Raw genomic sequence first — 18,797 nt, forward strand, 5'->3', positions numbered from 1 at the left:
AAAGCTCAAATTTCAATCAGTCCTGGTTTTGTCCTGGATACATCGAAAGTAAATTTAAAGGTCTGATGTTATGTTGAAAGGTCAAAGGCTTGCTGTTGTCCGTCCGGTAGATGCTTAACTAGGCGGTCAATCTACAGGGCAATGGGTTTGACCTTGCAAAACGATGCTGCTAAATCACTCAGCATTGGATGAATCCCGTTGCAGTTTTTGTTATCAGGAGCAGTTATGAAGTCATTAGTTCGCTGGAGTACGACACTCAGCCTAGTCGGGGGTATTCTACTGGGTTCCCTACTAGGTGGAGCCAATCGAGCATTGGCATTGACGCCAGAACAGGTTGTAGAAAGACTACAGTCCGTGCCCGTCTTTATGATTACCAATGCACAAGGTGTCCCTCTAGTTGCCGTTTTGGGAGATGAAGAGGCAGCACCAGCCGTTGCAGGAGTATTCATTAGCCGCCAAGATGCTCAAGCCTCTCTCGACAATCTGCGTCAAAGCGATCCAGAGCTTGCTACGGATGTGCAGGTTGTGCCTGTCTCTTTAGCCCAAGTCTATGAGCTAGCGGTGGCTAACGAAAACCAGGAGCAGCCTCTAGAGTTTACGTTTGTACCCACGACGGAGCAGGTTGAGTCAGCTCGTTCTGTGCTTCAGCAGAGTGGCGAAAATCCTGAGGAGTTTAGCGGTGTGCCAGTTTTCCTGGCTCGCTCGACTGCCGAAGATGGTGGTTACCTGACCATTCAACAGGGACAAAATCAGGTTGTTCCCATGTTCTTCAATCAGGCTGAGTTGCAGAACCTCCTGGCTCAACTGAGAGAAAGCCAACCGGAATTGGCTGAATCAATGACGATTCAGGTAGTCAATTTGGAAAGTCTGATTCAAACTTTGCAGGATAGCGATAACCCAGAGCTAAATCAGATTTTGCTGGTTCCTCCTAGGGAGACTATTGAATTCATTCGATCGCTTCAAGGACAGCCTGCTCAAGGGCAACCTGCTCAAGGGCAACCTGCTCGACCTCAATAGGCTCACGGAATTGTAAGATCCCGGATTACAACGTAAGTGTTTGAGTGCTGTTGGTTTTGTGTTTGATGTGAGAATGGCGTAGGGGGCGGTTCGTGAAGCGCCCCTATATCGTATTGAGCTACAAGTGCAGATGACGAAACCTCTAGCTGAAGTATCTGGCCAAGAGCTTTGGCGATGGTGGCAAGATGCTCGACAGCAGGCGGCGATCGCTCACATCCCCAGCTTTGAAATTGAGTGGCTTTTGCGAGAAGCAGCAGGTCTGGATCGGCTGCACCTATATTCTGGAACTATCCGTAACCAAGAAAAGGTACTGTTAAAGCTGCCTTTAGAAGAAGTAATGCAACTTTGGCAGCGCCGGTTAGAGGACAGCGTTCCTGTCCAATATTTAGTAGGAGTTGCACCCTGGAGACAGTTTTCTCTGACCGTTTCCCCCGCTGTCTTGATCCCCAGACCTGAAACCGAGCTTTTAATTGATTTGGCGATCGCCGCTACCGTCTCAAATCTCAAGCTAAGGCAAGGACACTGGGCAGATCTGGGCACGGGAAGCGGGGCGATCGCCCTAGGATTGGCAACTGCCTTTCCATCGGCAACCATTCACGCAGTGGATTTCAGTGTTGAAGCATTGGCGATCGCTCAAATCAATGCTCAGCGGTATGACTTAACCGATCAGATTCAATTTCACCAAGGCTCCTGGTTTCAGCCGCTTGTGCCACTCAAGCGCAGCCTCAGCGGCATCGTTTCTAACCCGCCTTACATTCCTAGCTCAATGGTGTCTGAACTGCAACCCGAAGTCGCCAAACATGAACCCCAATCAGCTTTGGATGGTGGTGACGATGGACTCGATAGCATTCGTCACTTGATCAGCACGGCACCCGATTATTTACAAGCTGGCGGTATCTGGTTGATTGAGATGATGGCAGGTCAAGCCCAAACCGTTGCGGCCCTACTCCACCAACACGGTAGCTATCAAGACATTCAAATTCACGCAGACTTAGCAGGAATTGAGCGGTTTGCGCTGGCAGCCAGAAGTTAGGGGTGAAGGATGAGAAGTTCTTGTAGGATGGGTTAGCACGTAACCCATCCTACAAGAACTTCTCATCCTTTCCATGCACTCCCTCTCTGATCTGATTGCTGCGGCTCGTTCTGGCGATCGCCTTGTTAGCTTCCCCACCGATACCGTTCCGGCGTTGGCAGTGCGACCTGAGCGAGCTGCGCTAATTTTTGCGGCAAAACAGCGCAGCCAGACCAAACCGCTAATCTTAATGGGGGCTAACAGTGCAGATCTGTGGGAGTTTACAGCAGGCAGTGCTGAGGAAAAACAAATTTGGCAACAAGTCGCTGAGCAGTATTGGCCTGGTGCATTGACGCTTGTGTTGCCTGCGAGCAGTCATCTGCCCGCCGCAGTCAACCCAACTGACCCAACCACGATTGGAATTAGAGTGCCGAATAGTGCGATCGCCCGTTACATTCTGTCGCAGACAGGTCCGCTCGCCACCACCAGTGCCAACCGCTCGGGAGAGCCTCCGCTGCAAACAATGGAGGCGATCGCTGCCCAGTTTCCAGAAGTTCTCACCCTCCCCTCGTCAGAACTGGACAAGCTGGAACAAACGCTGTCTCCTGCAAAACCTTCTGAGCTTGATCCAGCGATCTCCCAGGGAGTTCCTTCTACTGTCATCCGGTGGCAGGACAACCAATGGGAAATCTTACGGCAAGGCAGCATCCAGCTATAGCAATTCTCAAGTAATACCAATTCCAAAAATTAGGGTTACAGATAGAAGGGCAACCCGCGAAGCGGGTTGCCCTTCTATCTGCTTTTAGAGAAATGTTGTAATTTCAATCGATAAAAGGGATAAAGGTCTTGCCCTCATCCCCTCCCGACTTTAATTGAAGAGAAACGTGCCTTTTGAGGTTGCGATAGCACGTTTCTCGTACCATTTCAGCAAATGTGTCGGGTTGAAATGGCGTTTCTAGCTCAGCACTAGCGCAATGCTAGAGGTGAATTGAGCGTTAGATCTAGATCGGTGTTGGGATCGATCGAAATCAATGTGGCGCGATCGCGACCTAAGAAGAAGTTGAGCAACGCACCAGCACCCACACCACCCAGGACTTCCTCGGTGGCGATCGCGCGATCGCCTGTCACACCAGCCACAGCCGCTGCTGCACCCGCACCTAAAGCAGCGCCCGTAATGACTTCACGCACGCTAGCCCCTCGGCGGATCACTTCAGTTGTCGTAACAACTTGAGAAGTAGCATCCATCGCCAGACGAGAACCGTTGGTTAAGACCAGTTCTTCAGCGTAGAACTGTGCCCCATCCCCAGCAATTCGCACCTCACCGATTACTTGGCTATTAGCCGGAATTAACACCGTACCGTCAGCCGAAATGATATCTCGGTCAACCAGCAGTGTCACCGGAACGGGATCTGGCTCCTCTGGCGAAACATAAATTTTGTCAGCATCCCCGTAGCCCACTGGGATTACTGTACCCGAGGGAATCCTGACAGCAGGCTGTACGACTGGAGTTTGACCCACGATGTAGGGCGAAGAAACTGCAACTGCATCGCCTGAACTCACCAGCGCCTGATAGATAAACGCCGCCACCTCTGCACGAGTTGCGGGTCGGTTAGGGTTTAGCACCTGAGTATTGGGGTAGTTCACCACAATTTGCTCTTGAGTTGCAGCAGCAATGCTGGTTTGAGCGTATTCAGGAATGCTACTGCTATCGCTGTAGATTTGCAGGGCACTGCCAACAGAACCGTTGGCCGTATAGCCCAAACCATTCGCTAGGGAAACCAACACCTGTGCCCTGGGAATGTTTTGGTTGGGGTTGAACACATTACCGGGATAACCCGTCAAAAAGCCAATGGTATAGGCTTCCTGAATCGCTTCATAAGCCCAGTAATTACTGGGAACATCGACAAAGTTCACAGAATTGCGAACTTGAGCTTGATCAAAAGCCTTACGCACCATTGCGGCAAACTGAGCGCGAGTAACCGGATCATCGGGACGGAAACTGCCATCAGGAAAACCACTAATAATTTCTCGTCTGGCTAGCTCTTGAATGAAGGGTGCTGCCCAGTAGCTTGACTGGACATCAAAAAAGCTAGTTTGTGCTTGCACAGGAGCCTGAATCACCAAGGGTGCAGCGGCTCCCGCGGTCAGGCTAAGTGCTGTTAATAAGGCGGTACCAGATCGCCAAGAATTGAAACTAGACATGGGAGAGCGTTCTCCAAAAAATGCTGAACTGGATGAATTAATAGACCCTATAGAGGTATAAAAAGTTCCTCAGTTGGTTCAATCAAGAAAAGCTCTTAATTCTGTTCAAAAAGTGAGTAGAAGGTTTTTATTACACGTTTTTCGGCAATCGCCACTCGTGCTAACTTTCTTTTTCTCTCAATATCTCATCAGGAGGCTGTTACAAGATTTACAACGGTGACGACGAAATCTGCGTAGATTAGTTGCCCCTAAGAATCCCGAACATCCTAAAGATTTGTTGCAGTAACGGTGAATTCCTGGAGATATGGCTAGTTACATTTGAACCAGAACTGAGGAATAATTTGACAGCTCTAGAGTCATATTCCCAACCACCCTTACCTTCTCCAGGAAAAATTTTCAGAAAGATAGTTTGTATCCGATTAAATTCTTTGGAACCTTCTTCATCCTAGTGAGAAAAAAGTTATGCAGTTTCCGTAAAACTGCTCACTCATGCTGAAGTACTAGAAACCTAAGAACGAGCTTAGATAAGTCATGAAGATTCTCAGGTTTCACCAGTCTTCACCAGCGATTTATCTTCGTCTACAGATAGGATTGTCGTGACTACAACAGGCGGGAAAAGTAGACCTATTTTAATGATTAAGAAAGACTAAAAGTTCAGGTTTTGATGAGATATATAGGTATCTACGAAGCCCTCCAAACCACCGTACTGTCGCCATCGGGAGTGTTATGATTCTCGACATCGATCGCCTTCAAGCTCTGCGAGACTGCTGTGCGGATGAAGCTGCATTCATCCGGCTACAGAAGGTTTTGGCGATCGCCCAATCCAGCCGTAGCTTTGGGCATCGGCTTGCCTCAACAGATCTTGCTATTGTCCCAACAGATCTTGTCCCGACAGATATCCCTGCTCATTCCAGCTATCACAACCAGTTGCGATCACGAGGTTCCCACCTCCTCCAAGGGGTAGCAGAAGCTACCAGCCAGTTGTTAATGGGAGATGACTACTGTGAAGCGATTACTAGAGCATTAGCAATTTTAGGCAAAACGACAGGGGTCGATCGCGTCCATATTTTTACCATTCAGCTTCACCCAGAAACGGGAGAGCCTGTCGCCAATCAAAAGCTGGAATGGGTGCGAGAGTCAATTACAGCCCACATTCATGACCCCGCCTTCCAGAGCTTTTCGTTTTCTAGCCCCAGCGCAACAGAATGGTATCGGGCGATCGCCGCTGGACAAATTGTCAGTGGGGTGACGCGAGAGATGCCTCCCGAAGAGCAGGAATGCTTAGTAGCCCAGGGCATTCTAGCGATTTTGGTCGTCCCCATTCGGATCAATAGCGAACTGTGGGGCTTTATTGGCTTCGATGATTGTCAGAGCGAACGCCAATGGTCTGAGGACGAAAAAGCTGCACTATCGATGGTGGCGGCTAGCATTGGTGGGGCGATCGCTCGCCAACAGGTTGAAGCAGCTTTGCGGCAGAGCGAATCCAGGCTCAAACAGATTGCGGCAAACGTTCCTGGCATGATTTACCAGTTTCTCTGCCGTGCCGACGGCAGTCGTCGGGTGCTTTATGCCAGTTCTGGTTGTCAGGAGTTACTAGAACTAGATCCGGAGGCAGTCCAGGCAGATTTTTCGCTGATTGCCGACCTGTGTCATCCAGCCGATCGAGTCAATTTTGAGCAGGCGCTCGCTGATTCAGCCGCCGCTTTGGAACCCTGGAACTGGGAAGGACGCATCATCACGCCGTCCGGCAAACTAAAGTGGATTCAAGGATTTTCTCGCCCAGAGCGGCAAGACAACGGCGACCTGCTGTGGGATGGAGTTCTGGTCGATATTACCGATCGCAAACAGGCTGAGCAAGACCTGCGCGACAGCGAAGCTCGCTACCGGGCAATGTTAGACGCCAGCCCCGACCTGATGTTTCGCCTCAGCCGAAACGGTCGATATCTTGACTTCAAGGGCAATGCGATGTCGGCTGACGTACCCCGTGAAGCGATCGTCGGACGCTACTTGCATGACGTGCTCCCCGCTGACGTGGCGGATATGTTTTGGCGTGAAATTCAACAAACTCTAGCATCAGGTGAACTGCGAACCTGTGAATATTCCCTCCCAGAAGAATCAGGGCTTCATGCTTACGAGGCTCGCATTGTAGTTAGTGGGCAGGATGAAGTTCTTACAGTGGTGCAGGATGTCACCGATCGTAAGCGGGTCGAAAAAGAACTGCGCGACAGCGAAGATCGACTCCAAAGCTTCTTCAATGCCACTTTTGAAACCGTCATCATTCACGATTTCAACAAAATTATTGACGTTAACCCTGCCACCGAACAACTGCTGGGCTACTCTGCCGCCGAGATGATTGGCATGTCCGTGATGGATCTGGTTGCACCCAGTTACCAGGAAGCGGTAAAACGCACCTGGCAATCGCTCACCTCACCCAATCAGCCCTACGAATATGAAGCGATGGGCGTTAGGAAAGATGGCACCCACTTCTTCGCTGCTGTTTGCGTTAAAGCAATTCAGTACAAGGGGCAAACAATGCGGGTTGCAGGGGTTCGCAATATTACAGAGAGGAAGCGTACCGAGGCAGCCATTCGCCAAAGTGAGGCCAGAAACCGGGCCCTGGTTAATGCAATTCCCGATTTGATGTTTAGAATCAGCCGAGACGGCACCTACCTGGACTGTAAAGCAGAAAGAGACGGAGATGTTTTGTTGCCGCCCAGCCAACTGATCGGGAAAACGGTGTATGAAGTGCTGCCGCCCGATCTGGCTGAGCAGCGGATGCACTATGTTGAGCAAGCGCTGAAAACAGGTGAGATTCAACTTTTTGAATATCAGTTGCGCCTCAGCAACAACCGCGCTAACCAGCTCTACCGACAAATGACTTCAGAGCAAATTGCGCCGTCTGAGATCTTTTACATACGGGACTATGAAGCGCGGGTGGTGGTCAGCGGTGAGGATGAAGTGCTGGCGATCGTACGTGACATCACAGAACGCAAGTGTTCAGAACATCAGCTACGGGCTTCGGCAGAGCGCGATCGCCTTTTAGGAGAAATCGCACTTCGCATTCGCCAATCCCTCGACCTAAACGAAATTCTCAACACAGCAGCCGTAGAAGTACGACATCTGCTGAAAGCTGACCGAGTTTCAATCAGCCATTACAACGAAGCTGGGATCAGCATCGTCGTTGCTGAATCGGTCGCTGAAAACGTTCTGCCTACTTTAGGCTCGGTGACAGACAGCTCCATTTACGAGGAAGTCCGAGACATTTTTGAGCGCGATCGCATCTACATCCTCAACGACACGGAACAAGCTAAATCTCCTCCATACCTGAAGGAATACTACAAGCAATATCAGATCAGAGCTGGAATTGCCGTCCCCATCATGCCAGATGGTCGATTTTTTGGTTCACTCGTGGTCAATCAATGCTCCAATCCTCGCGAGTGGCAACCCTTTGAAGCTGACCTGATGGATCGCCTGGCTACCCAGGTGACAATCGCTATCCAGCAGTCCCAGCTTTATCAACAGGTGCAGTCCCTCAACGCTGGGTTGGAACAGCAGGTCGAAGAACGTACTGCCCAGCTTCAGCAAAAGATGCAGGAGCTGCAACAACTCAATCAGCTTAAAGACGAGTTTCTCAATGCCTTTTCTCATGACCTGCGCACCCCAATCATGGGCGTGTCGCTGGTGCTGAAGAACTTGCTGAATCAGTCTGGAGAGATCATTCCCATCACTCGCTCAATTGTGACCCGAATGCTGCAAAGCAGCGAACACCAGCTTCAACTGATCAATTCTTTGCTGCAAGCCCATGCGGGTGAAACCCAAGGTGTTGTTCTACACTGCGAACTGCTGCAACTGGGGCTCCTGACGCAGGTCATTCTAGAAGAACTGGAACCACTGGTGCTAAAAAATCAAGCCACACTAAAAAACTTGGTGCCGCCAGACTTGCCGCTCGTCACGGCTGACCCTCTGCAGCTACGACGAGTGTTCGAGAACTTGATTACCAATGCGCTTAACCACAATCCTCCAGGGGTAGACCTGACCGTCAGCGCCACCGTTGAAGAGGAAATGATTCGGTTTAACTTTCAAGACAATGGCGTTGGCATGAGTCAGGAAGTCAGCGATCGCCTCTTCGAGCGCTATGTTCGGGGTCCAAAATCACGTCATTCCACCGGCATTGGTTTGGGACTTTATCTCAGCCGCCAGATTATTACCGCTCACGGCGGTCAAATTGGGGTTCACAGCGCTCCCAATGTTGGCTCTACTTTTTGGCTGACACTGCCACTAGCCATTTCCTCAGCCGCTCAGTCCAACCTGCAAGAGGGTTAAAGCAAATTTACTCGTCAGCAACAACGCGATCGCGTCCTAAAGCCTTGGCTTTATAGAGGGCTGCATCCGCATCCGCAATCAAGGCTTCGTAGTTTGTATCACTACAGCTACTCGCAAAGGCAACTCCCATGCTCAACGTCACAATCTGACTGGGCGAGTAGGAATGGGGAATAGACAGAGCCTTGACCTCCGCCCGTATTAGCTCAGCTAGTTGCACTGCTCCCTCAATCGGAGTACTGGGTAAGATCACCGCAAACTCTTCGCCTCCATAACGAGCAACCAAATCAGTCGCGCGCTTGGGGGTATTTTCAAGCACTTTAGCGATTTGCTGAAGACAGCGATCGCCTGCCTGGTGCCCATAGGTATCGTTGTAAGCTTTGAAAAAATCAACATCACAAAGAATCAGGGAGAGGGGCGATCGCTCTTTCACCATGCATTTCCATTCCTGACCCAAATACTCGTCAAATCGACGACGGTTGGCTACCTGCGTCAAGTTGTCGATCGAAATTAACCGCTGCAATGCCTGGTTCGCCGCCTCTAACTTACGCTGAAGTTGAGTCTGATGAATTAACCGCCGTACTCGCTGACGTAAGACCGCCCAGTGAATTGGCTTCGTTACAAAATCTGCCGCACCCGCTGCAAAGGCTTGATCAACCGATTCTCGATCTTCCAGCCCCGTAATCATCAGCACAGGGGTGCGGGCACCACCTGGCAGGCGTTGCAGATGCATACAGCAGCCAAAGCCATCCATTTCTGGCATCAGCGCGTCTAACAAAACAATATCGGGATGTAGACAGGTATATGCGGTCAAACCCTCTATGCCGTTTTGCGCCTCAGCAACCTTATATCCTTCCTGTTCTAAAAAACGACGCAGCCGCAGTCGAATCACCGCATCGTCATCGACCAAGAGAATCAACGGTTTATCCTGTTCGCCGACCGCAGAATCTACAAAATTCATATCTCCTTGAAAAGAGGGTTGCTGCATCTACTTACAGAACTTCACGACAGAACAGGTTTGGGATTCCCTATCTCCCACTCCCAAAGTACCCAGGTCAGTTCCTCAAGAAACACGACGCGGCAATACAAGAACGTGCCTCACATTGCACGCAAGGCACGTTCTATGAACATCAATAACTCCGATTAGACACTCACAGCTGAGGGTTGAGGGCTGAAGGTTTTTAAGATGCTCTCAGCGATTTGAGGTGGAGTTAATCCTAAAGCCGCTAGGGATTCTTCCGGCTTAGCATGATCGACCAGCGTATCTGGCACACCAATGCGTTTAATTGGCACTGTTACATCCTGATCGAGCAAGGCTTCTGCAACGGCAGAGCCGAAGCCGCCCATCAAACATCCCTCCTCAAGGGTGACAACGCGCCCAATCTGCTTCGCTAACGGAACGATCAGTTCAGTATCAAGCGGTTTCACAAAGCGGGCGTTGATTACTGTTGCTTCAATCCCGTGTTCACTCAAGATTTCAGCAGTCTGCATAGCTGGGTAAACCATCGTGCCGTAGCCGATTAGCAAAACGTCATCGCCCTGGCGCAAAATTTCTCCTTTGCCAATGGGTAACGGTTCCCAGCCTTCTTCCATTAGGGGAACACCGTGACCATTGCCCCGAGGATAGCGCATGGCGATCGCCCCCTCTGTATAGTTAACGCCTGTCACCACCATTCGCTGAAGCTCAGCCTCATCCTTGGGAGCCATCAGTACCATGTTAGGAATGCAGCGCAGATAGGCAATGTCATATAGCCCTTGATGGGTTGGGCCGTCTGCACCCACAATGCCTGCCCGGTCTAAGCAAAAGAACACAGGCAGCTTTTGAATACAGACATCATGAACAATCTGGTCGTAGCCACGCTGCAAAAAGGTTGAGTAGATCGCCGCAACAGGACGCATTCCTTCACAAGCAAGTCCTGCTGCTAGCGTCACTGCATGTTGTTCAGCAATTCCCACGTCAATATATTGCTTGGGCAATTTTGCTTGCAGCTTATCTAGCCCAGTTCCCGTTGCCATCGCTGCCGTGATGCCAATGATTTTGGGGTTATTCTCAGCAAGTTTAACCAGCGTATGGGAAAACACCTTGGCGTAGCTGGGAGGCTTGGGTTTATTAGCAGGAAGAGCCTTTCCAGTTGCCAGGTTGAATGGCGACTGAGCATGGTAGCCTACCTGATCTTGCTCGGCGATCGCATACCCTTTCCCTTTTACCGTTGCTACATGCACCAGCACGGGTCCCGGATGTTGGTGAGCCTGCTGGAAGGTTGAAATCAACTCTTGCAAGTTGTGACCGTCAACCGGACCCATGTAGGTAAAGCCCAGTTCCTCAAACACTGCCCCGACTTTAGGAACAGCTAGCCGCTTCATCCCTTCCTTGATTCGATTTAGCTCTGGGGAAAGAGAGTCACCTACAAAGGGCAGATGCTTAAACTGCTCCTCTAAGTTGTCAGCCAAAAACTGTACCGGAGGGCTAAGTCGCATTTTGTTGAGATAGCGAGGAATCGCGCCGACATTAGGCGAAATTGACATCTCATTGTCATTCAGCACGACCAGCAAATTGGTGTTGGGCAGATGTCCAGCATGGTTGATCGCTTCCAGGGCCATTCCCCCTGTCAAAGCGCCATCTCCAATCACCGCTGCGACCTTGAAGTCTTCTCCTTTTGCGTCCCGTGCTAGCGCCATCCCTAATGCCGCAGAAATACTGGTAGAGGCGTGACCTGCACCAAAATGGTCAAATTTACTTTCGCAGCGCTTTAAATAACCTGCAATGCCGTCCTTTTGCCGCAGCGTGTGAAAGCGGTCGTAGCGTCCGGTAATCAGCTTGTGCGGATAAGCCTGATGTCCAACATCCCAGGTCACCTTGTCTCGGTCAAGATCTAGAGTTTGATACAAAGCCAGAGTCAACTCCACCACACCCAAGCCAGGACCAAGATGACCGCCACTGGTAGCCACTGTTTGCAAGTGCTTTTCTCGAATCTGGCGGGCAATTTGCTTAAGTTGATGAATCGACAGACCATGCAACTGGTTGGGATGAGTCAATTCACTCAGATGCATACGGATTATACCTTTTAAGTTTTTAACGGTGCTTATTGCTTATCTCACTCTAATCCAATCTAGGGTTGTGATTAGCACTACTTTTCGAGGCTAACAGTATTTCTTATCTTTGGTAGTTGACATAACCCATCTCCAAAGAGCAGAAAATATCCCGTACACCACAGCGTTGTAGGACTGTAAGGCAAAAGTCTTGATATATGTATCGTTTATATAATGAGAGCGGCATTCTTGATATTTATCCAAGTGAGCAAGACATAATTGAGCCGGGAATGCTGATAATTAATGACTGAATCTTAATCTGAATCTCGCGATCGCTTATGCAAGTCGCTCCATTGCCAGAAAATGAAGCTTTAAGGTTGCAAGCACTTAACCGATGTGAAGTTCTTGATACTCCTCCTGAGGCTGCTTTTGACGACTTGACTCGGCTGGCCGCCCAGATCTGCCAAACTCCCGTCGCGTTGGTTAGTTTAGTCGATGCTAAGCGACAGTGGTTTAAGTCAAAAGTTGGGCTGGACGCATCAGAAACCCCACGAAATGTTGCCTTTTGTGCCCATACGGTGCTCCAGCCCGAAGCCTTGCTGATTGTACCTAATGCTCTGGCAGATCCACGATTTGCTAACAATCCTCTAGTGACTGCAGATCCACATATTCGGTTTTATGCGGGTGCGCCGTTAGTCACGCCCGATGGTTTCACATTAGGCTCACTTTGTGTCATTGACTTTGTGCCGCGAAACTTAAGCCTTGAGCAACAAGAAACTCTGCGAGTTTTAGCACGTCAAGTTGTCACTCAGTTGGAACTGCGCCATAACCTGAAAACTGTAGAAAAAGCCCTGAAACAGCGACAGCAGGCAGAAGATAGCCTCCAGCACCAAATCCATCGGGCTTTGCTACTGAAGAAAATCACCGAGGAAATTCGCCAAAGTTTGGACATTCAACAGATTTTTCAAACTACAGCAACACAAATTGGTCAAGCATTTGGAGTAAACCACTGCGTAATCCGCACTTACATTGCTGCACCAGTGCCCAAAGCTCCTTGTGTAGCTGAATATTTAGAAGCTGAATATCAGTCAGTTCTAAAGTTGGAAATTCCTGTTGTTGACAATCCCTACATGCAGGGTTTGCTAGCTCGTGATCAGGCGATCGCCTTCCCTAATGTCTACGCAGAACCACTTCTATCTCCTGCACTCGCAATCCATCATCAAGCTCACTTAAAGTCGCTGCTAGCAGTCCGCACCTCGTATAACAACGAGCCAAACGGAATCATCGAGCTACATCAGTGCGATCACTTCCGCGAATGGACAGATGATGAAATCGAGCTACTAGAAGCTGTCGCTGCCCAAGTTGGGATCGCACTCACGCAGGCTCACCTATTAGAGCAGGAAAAGCTTCAGCGCCAAGAACTAGCGCTTAAGAACTTCGCTCTAGAACGAGCAAAACGAGAAGCCGAAGCCGCAAATCGGGCAAAAAGCGAATTTTTGGCAAACATGAGCCACGAAATTCGCACCCCTATGAATGCCGTCATTGGTATGACCGGGTTGCTGTTGGACACTCCGCTTGACCCGCAGCAGCAAGACTTCGTTGAAACCATTCGCACCAGCGGCGATGCTTTGCTCACTATCATCAACGACATTTTGGATTTTTCTAAAATCGAATCTGGCAAATTCGATTTAGAACGCCAACCCTTCAGCTTGCGTGAATGCATCGAAGAATCCCTTGACTTACTGGCACCTAAAGCTGCCGAAAAAGGTCTGGAGTTGGGCTACCTGATCGAGCCTCAAACCCCTCAATTCATTGTGGGAGATGTCACCCGACTGCGCCAAATTCTAGTCAACCTGATCAGCAACGCCGTCAAATTTACAAGTTCAGGTGAGGTAATCGTCTCCGTCGAGTCAATTCAAAAATCGGCAGACAAAAAACTAGATAACGAGTTTTGCCCGGTTTACAAGATTCAATTTGCAGTCAAAGATACGGGCATTGGAATTCCGGCAGACCGCATGGATCGGCTGTTTAAGTCGTTTAGCCAGGTAGACTCGTCTACTAATCGTCGCTATGGAGGGACCGGACTAGGACTTGCCATTAGCAAAAATTTGAGTGAGATGATGGGCGGCAGAATGTGGGTTGAGAGCCAGGTTGGTCAAGGTTCCACCTTCTATTTCACGATCCTGACTCAGGCAGCGCCTAACTTTGAAACGGGCGATCGCTCCCTTCACGCAGATTATCTCGTCGGAAAGCGACTCTTGATCGTCGATGACAACGCCACCAATCGCCAAATTCTCACCCTTCAAGCTCAGGCATGGGGCATGTCTAGCCGCGCTGCTGCCTCTGGTACAGAGGCTTTAAGCTGGCTAACCCAACCCAACTTGTTTGATATTGCCATTCTCGATATGCAGATGCCCAACATGGACGGGCTAACCCTAGCAACCGTGATTCGTAGGCAACCAGGCTATCTGCGTTTGCCGCTCGTCATGCTAACCTCAATGGTCAACCTGGAGCGAGATGCCCATGCAACAACCATCGCCAGCTTCAAGGCATTGCTCCACAAACCCGTTAAGCAAGCTCAACTTCATGACGTTTTAGTTCGCATTCTGGGTAGACAACCGATTCAGATGCAGCCACCCCAATCCGTCACTAGCCCGACTGAGCTACCCCTGCCTCAACAGTTGCCGCTGAAGATCCTCTTAGCAGAAGATAACGTTGTCAATCAAAAAGTTGTTTTGCACCTCCTCCAACGCATCGGGTATCGAGCCGATGTCGTTTGCAATGGGCGGGAGGTGCTGGAGTCGCTACATCGCCAAACCTATGACGTTGTGTTGATGGACGTGCAGATGCCAGAAATGGACGGCATCGCCACAACTCGCCAGATCTGTCAGGACTGGCAACCCGCAAATCGTCCGTGCATTATTGCGATGACAGCAGGAGCAATGACGGGCGATCGCGAAGAATGCCTCATCGCGGGCATGGATGACTATCTCAGCAAGCCAATTCGGATCGAGAAATTAGTCCAAGCGCTAAAAAAATGCCAACCGCTCTCCAGAAACGAACTATCACCAGCCATTGACCTCAAAGTTTTACAAGAGCTGCAGGCGATCGGGCGAGAACAAAATCGGGACGTCCTGTTTGAAATCATTGACATCTACTTGGAAGATGCACCTCGCCTACTGCGGGCTATGCGCGAAGCAGGAACTGCTGATCTCCCTAGTGCCTTGCAGCAAGCTGCTCACACCTTGAAGTCAACCAGTGCTGCCGTCGGAGCCACCCACCTGGCGGATATTTGCCAAAGACTAGAACGCTGGACGATGGAACATCCTGATCAAATCAACAAAACAAGCATCAGCGAAGCCGAAATCCAGGAAAAGCTGACTAGTCTTGAAGCGGAGTATCAGAGAGTTAAAACGACCCTAGAGCTACATCGTCAGCAGCTTCAGCAGCCCGTATAGCTGTAGAACAGGGTTTACAAAAGCTAGAGAAAAAATGAGGAAGAAATTTTTGCCCTGGCTTCACTTTTTGATTGAGTTGGCTTGATTGAATCGCTCTAGAAATCACAGTAACAAGCTGCAAGAATCACTCAAGCTTTGGGCAATCTATAGGCAATCATATATAAACTGAAATTGAGACTCTAGAAGTTTTTGTAAAAAACCAGGTATAAAGGGGGGAAGTTATGCATTCCCTTCTCGCAAGCCACTCAATTTCTCCATCTTGTTCAATTGCCCAGAGTAGGTTTCGGCTTTGGTTCAACCAAATCTGAGGCATCCTGAAACTCTTTCACTGAGAAGTAGTTTATGACAGAAGCACAGCGTCCGCTCACCCCTCCTCCTGCTCATCGGGTTCCCCCTCCCCCGCCCCCGAGACAGGCTGCGCCCCATGCATCTGCCGGAGCTACGCAGGTGCCTTCTCAAACTTTGGGGACCCCTACAGCTACTTCGGTGAACACCGCTCCTATGACCCACGAGGCTACTGCACCGGCTGTGAAACCGCCGCCACCGCCAGCAGGACATCGACCTGCTGCACCCCCTCCAGTGCAGAGTTCGCGAGTTAATAAAGTCACGCCTGGTTCGCCTACCTTGGCGCAGCTTGTCAAAGAAGCCTTTGATAAAGGATTTTCTGATATCCATGCAGGTGTGGGTGAGGTTCCTCGCTTCCGCAACCGGGGTGAAATGGACCTTACGGATTACCCTGTTACGGATGAGTCAACCTTTTTCAGTTGGCTTAAAGAAATCCTGTCGGACATGGAAATCAAGCGGTTTAAGGAAACGCTTGACTTTGACGGAGCGGCTCAATACGACTTTGCCAGGGTACGGGTAAACTTGTTCGATTCGCTCAGGGGTCCGGCGCTGGTTATGCGTTTGATTCCGCTGAAAATCCTGACCATTGAGCAGTTGAATCTGCCCCTGGTATTTAAAGACATTTGTCACTATCACAAAGGCTTAGTGTTAGTGACAGGTCCGACGGGTTCTGGTAAGTCCACAACGATGGCAGCAATGGTGGACTACATCAATAAGGAGATGCCCAAAAACATCATCACGATTGAGGACCCAATTGAATATGTCCACCAGAGCCGCAAAGCTTTGATCAAACAGCGGGAAGTCGGAATTCACACGCTCGAATTTGACCGGGCACTGAAGTCTTCTTTGCGGGAAGACCCAGATGTGATTCTGATTGGTGAAATGCGAGACAAGGAAACGGTGAACACGGCACTTAAAGCAGCCCAAACCGGACACTTGGTTATGGGAACGCTGCACACCAACAGTGCTGTGAAGACGATTGAGCGGATTCTAAGCCTGTACGAGCCAGATCAGCAGGCTCCCATGCGGGTGGCGATCGCCGAATCTCTGGTTGCTGTCATCGCTCAAGGTCTATGTCGCACCACGGACGGCAAACGGGCTGCTTTCCACGACATCATGATCAACACAGACGCAATTAAAGACTACATTCGGCGTGGGGAAATTGACGAAGTTGAAGCAATTATTCCTAGATGTACCTTTGACGGCATGTGTACAATGAACCAATCGCTCTACAAGCTATACGAAGCAGGGCGGATCACTGAAGAAACGGCTCTGGAAATGTCGCCTAAACCCAATGAAATGGCACAAATCTTGCGCGGTCGTGTTTAGGGAGTTTTGAGTTGTGAGTTTTGAGTCATGAGTTACAGTTCCGATTCAGCACTCAAAACTCAGAACCCAGGTCTCTTTAAGGGAATTGCTTTATTTACGCCAGGTGGGGATTTGGTGTATTGCATCGATCCCCACAAGCAGAGCCGTTGGCATCTGCAACTTTGTTCAGTATTGCAGGAGATGCTGGGGTTGGTTGAGCCTCCCCATTTTTTGTTGCCCTGCTACACAGCAACCATTGACCGTTGGCTTGACCCTAAAACACAGCAAATTCAAATCTCTGCAGAGGCTTGTCCCCGAGTTTTATCCCATCAAGCATTGCTTAATGCGATTTTTGCAATGGAAGATTTAGTTTGGGAGGCAGATCCTCGGCAGAAAGAACTCTGTGACCCGCTTGTTTTAGCTAGCTATCGCCAACAATTTCCCCAGCTTTGGGAGGAGCATGATCTGGTCGTTCGGCTTCAAGCAGAACCTCACTCCTACTCACTCGAAAGCAGACACACAGCGCTTTCCTGGTCACCTCAAAAATTAGATCCGCCTTCCCAAGGCTACGTGTTGCGGTTGTTTATTGCAGGACATAATTCCGCTACAGAACGTATTCTGCAAAATCTGCATCAGCTCTTAGAAAAATCTCTTCAGCAACCCTACACGCTGAAGGTTGTTGACATCTACAAGCACCCTGAGCAGGCAGAAGCAGATCAAGTTGCGGCTACTCCAACCCTGGTTAAGGTTTGGCCGAAGCCAGTTCGACGTATTGCCGGAAACTTGGAGAACGCGGCTAAAATTCTGCAAATGCTCTCTACTTCTTGAGCTTGAGTTTGTAATACCGTTTCTACACAAGGCTGCACATTTTGAAAGGTACGCGAGGCACTTTTCAAAATGTGCAGCCTTAAAGGGAATCAGTACAAGAGACCTCCTGCATGAATCGATTTTTTCCTACGAAACTATCAAGATCGAGCTTCAAAGTTCCCCAAAAATGCAGGATTTAGGAGGCGATCAAATATTCGTGCAGGAGGTCTAAGGTTTAAAGACGTAATGAATCGGGTCTTCGCAAGGGAGAAAAGCGATCGCCTTTTACCTTTCGCCTAGATTCAGCACCCATTCTCGCAATAGTGTATTTACCTGGTCGGGCACCTCATCGTGGGGGCAATGTCCAGCCTGTAGGTAATGCTCCATTAGTTGCGGGTAGTGCTGCCGAAATTGAGCGCCTCGATCTCTGGCATTCATCCAGGGATCACCTTCACCCCAGAGCAGTAGCAGTGGGCAGGTCAGTTGATTCAGCAAAACATCAATTTTTTCGCCACGAGGTGACTTGAACACTGAGGCAAAGACTTTTGCAGCCCCCGAATCGCAAGAAGGACGGTAAATATCTTCAACAAGCTGGTCCGTGATGGCGCTTTTATCCAAATAAACGCTTTCCAAAGTTCGACGAATTACCCAGCGCTGTCGGACATACTGAAACAACAAGAAGCTGGGTAGTGGCTGGAGCAGAAAGGATTGGAGCAGCGTGCCCATTGTTTGCCTGAAAGGGTCAGGCTTGGAGGTAAGCTGCATTTCGGTAAATGGGCCGGCACTGTTAAGCAGGACTAGTCCAACTGCTGATTCGGGGCGTTGTGCAGCAACACACAGGGCTGAGTAGCCACCAAGAGAGTTGCCAGCCAGCACCGCAGGTTGACCAATCACGTTGGTGATAAAGTCGTGCAGTTGGTCACGCCAGAGGTCACCGCTATACTGCCAGTCAGGTTTGGCGGAGCGTCCGAAGCCTAGTAGGTCAATCGCCCAGACTTCAAAATCACGGCTTAGCCCCTCGATATTTTTGCGCCAGTGGTCGGTGGAGGCACCAAACCCATGAATTAGCAACAGGGGCGGTCTTTGAGGATGGCGATCGCCACTTCGCACGTAGTAAATAGGTTGTTCTCGCCACTGCCAATAGGCTCCTGTTTGGGTTTCGGTCGATGTTTGCATAAGCTAGGCGTACTTTAGAAAAATGCGATTCTGAGAATTAGTGTGAAGCAATATAAATGATCCTAGTTGATCCTATCGCAGCGCTGAAATCCCACCGATTGCAGATAGTAATTTGGCTCATA

The 18,797-nt window shown here is 49.8% G+C and carries 11 protein-coding genes; 7 read left to right on the forward strand and 4 right to left on the reverse strand.

The window, feature by feature from the left end; genetic code table 11:
- Positions 1-225 precede the first annotated feature (225 nt).
- The 3 genes from H6F93_RS06180 to H6F93_RS06190 all read left to right on the forward strand — a co-directional run bounded on the left by H6F93_RS06180 (position 226) and on the right by H6F93_RS06190 (position 2,747).
- Positions 226-1,017, forward strand: coding sequence for a Tic22 family protein (locus H6F93_RS06180; protein ID WP_190679727.1), 792 nt, complete (start codon positions 226-228; stop codon positions 1,015-1,017).
- Positions 1,018-1,147: 130 nt separating this feature from the next.
- Entirely contained in the window at positions 1,148-2,050 is a 903-nt protein-coding gene (prmC, locus tag H6F93_RS06185; RefSeq protein WP_190679728.1) for a peptide chain release factor N(5)-glutamine methyltransferase, read from the forward strand.
- 73 nt (positions 2,051-2,123) lie between these two features.
- The gene (locus H6F93_RS06190; protein ID WP_190679729.1) at positions 2,124-2,747 is read left to right on the forward strand and encodes an L-threonylcarbamoyladenylate synthase; all 624 of its coding nucleotides are present in this window, start codon (positions 2,124-2,126) and stop codon (positions 2,745-2,747) included.
- Positions 2,748-2,995: 248 nt separating this feature from the next.
- On the opposite strand, the gene H6F93_RS06195 is transcribed toward H6F93_RS06190, so the two are convergent.
- Entirely contained in the window at positions 2,996-4,231 is a 1,236-nt protein-coding gene (locus H6F93_RS06195) for an S-layer homology domain-containing protein (RefSeq protein ID WP_190679730.1), read from the reverse strand.
- A gap of 726 nt (positions 4,232-4,957) precedes the next feature.
- Here H6F93_RS06195 and H6F93_RS06200 point away from each other — a divergent pair.
- The gene (locus tag H6F93_RS06200; protein ID WP_190679731.1) at positions 4,958-8,554 is read left to right on the forward strand and encodes a sensor histidine kinase; all 3,597 of its coding nucleotides are present in this window, start codon (positions 4,958-4,960) and stop codon (positions 8,552-8,554) included.
- Positions 8,555-8,561: 7 nt separating this feature from the next.
- On the opposite strand, the gene H6F93_RS06205 is transcribed toward H6F93_RS06200, so the two are convergent.
- Entirely contained in the window at positions 8,562-9,512 is a 951-nt protein-coding gene (locus H6F93_RS06205; protein ID WP_190641937.1) for a response regulator, read from the reverse strand.
- Between the two features lie 182 nt (positions 9,513-9,694).
- The gene (gene dxs / locus H6F93_RS06210; protein WP_190679732.1) at positions 9,695-11,602 is read right to left on the reverse strand and encodes a 1-deoxy-D-xylulose-5-phosphate synthase; all 1,908 of its coding nucleotides are present in this window, start codon (positions 11,600-11,602) and stop codon (positions 9,695-9,697) included.
- A gap of 317 nt (positions 11,603-11,919) precedes the next feature.
- Between dxs and H6F93_RS06215 the strand changes: the two genes are divergently transcribed.
- The 3 genes from H6F93_RS06215 to H6F93_RS06225 all read left to right on the forward strand — a co-directional run bounded on the left by H6F93_RS06215 (position 11,920) and on the right by H6F93_RS06225 (position 17,520).
- Positions 11,920-15,039, forward strand: a complete 3,120-nt coding sequence (locus tag H6F93_RS06215) for a response regulator (RefSeq protein ID WP_199313515.1) — start codon at positions 11,920-11,922, stop codon at positions 15,037-15,039.
- A gap of 342 nt (positions 15,040-15,381) precedes the next feature.
- The gene (locus tag H6F93_RS06220; protein WP_190641939.1) at positions 15,382-16,713 is read left to right on the forward strand and encodes a type IV pilus twitching motility protein PilT; all 1,332 of its coding nucleotides are present in this window, start codon (positions 15,382-15,384) and stop codon (positions 16,711-16,713) included.
- 27 nt (positions 16,714-16,740) lie between these two features.
- Complete coding sequence (locus tag H6F93_RS06225; RefSeq protein ID WP_190679733.1) at positions 16,741-17,520, forward strand: circadian clock KaiB family protein; 780 nt, start codon at positions 16,741-16,743, stop codon at positions 17,518-17,520.
- Positions 17,521-17,784: 264 nt separating this feature from the next.
- Here the strand turns inward: H6F93_RS06225 and H6F93_RS06230 are convergent, their stop codons facing one another.
- On the reverse strand, positions 17,785-18,675 hold the full coding sequence (locus H6F93_RS06230) for an alpha/beta fold hydrolase (RefSeq protein ID WP_190679734.1): 891 nt from the start codon (positions 18,673-18,675) through the stop codon (positions 17,785-17,787).
- Between the last annotated feature and the right edge of the window lie 122 nt (positions 18,676-18,797).

Source organism: Leptolyngbya sp. FACHB-671, assembly GCF_014695745.1.
Classification (GTDB): domain Bacteria; phylum Cyanobacteriota; class Cyanobacteriia; order Elainellales; family Elainellaceae; genus JAAUTN01.

Excerpts from the sequence above, each read along its gene's own strand:
- H6F93_RS06200 (WP_190679731.1), top strand. The coding sequence starts at position 4,958 with ATGATTCTCGACATCGATCGCCTTCAAGCTCTGCGAGACTGCTGTGCG.
- H6F93_RS06215 (WP_199313515.1), top strand. The coding sequence starts at position 11,920 with ATGCAAGTCGCTCCATTGCCAGAAAATGAAGCTTTAAGGTTGCAAGCA.
- H6F93_RS06220 (WP_190641939.1), top strand. The coding sequence starts at position 15,382 with ATGACAGAAGCACAGCGTCCGCTCACCCCTCCTCCTGCTCATCGGGTT.
- dxs (WP_190679732.1), bottom strand. The coding sequence starts at position 11,602 with ATGCATCTGAGTGAATTGACTCATCCCAACCAGTTGCATGGTCTGTCG.
- H6F93_RS06190 (WP_190679729.1), top strand. The coding sequence starts at position 2,124 with ATGCACTCCCTCTCTGATCTGATTGCTGCGGCTCGTTCTGGCGATCGC.
- H6F93_RS06180 (WP_190679727.1), top strand. The coding sequence starts at position 226 with ATGAAGTCATTAGTTCGCTGGAGTACGACACTCAGCCTAGTCGGGGGT.
- prmC (WP_190679728.1), top strand. The coding sequence starts at position 1,148 with ATGACGAAACCTCTAGCTGAAGTATCTGGCCAAGAGCTTTGGCGATGG.
- H6F93_RS06225 (WP_190679733.1), top strand. The coding sequence starts at position 16,741 with ATGAGTTACAGTTCCGATTCAGCACTCAAAACTCAGAACCCAGGTCTC.
- H6F93_RS06195 (WP_190679730.1), bottom strand. The coding sequence starts at position 4,231 with ATGTCTAGTTTCAATTCTTGGCGATCTGGTACCGCCTTATTAACAGCA.
- H6F93_RS06205 (WP_190641937.1), bottom strand. The coding sequence starts at position 9,512 with ATGAATTTTGTAGATTCTGCGGTCGGCGAACAGGATAAACCGTTGATT.
- H6F93_RS06230 (WP_190679734.1), bottom strand. The coding sequence starts at position 18,675 with ATGCAAACATCGACCGAAACCCAAACAGGAGCCTATTGGCAGTGGCGA.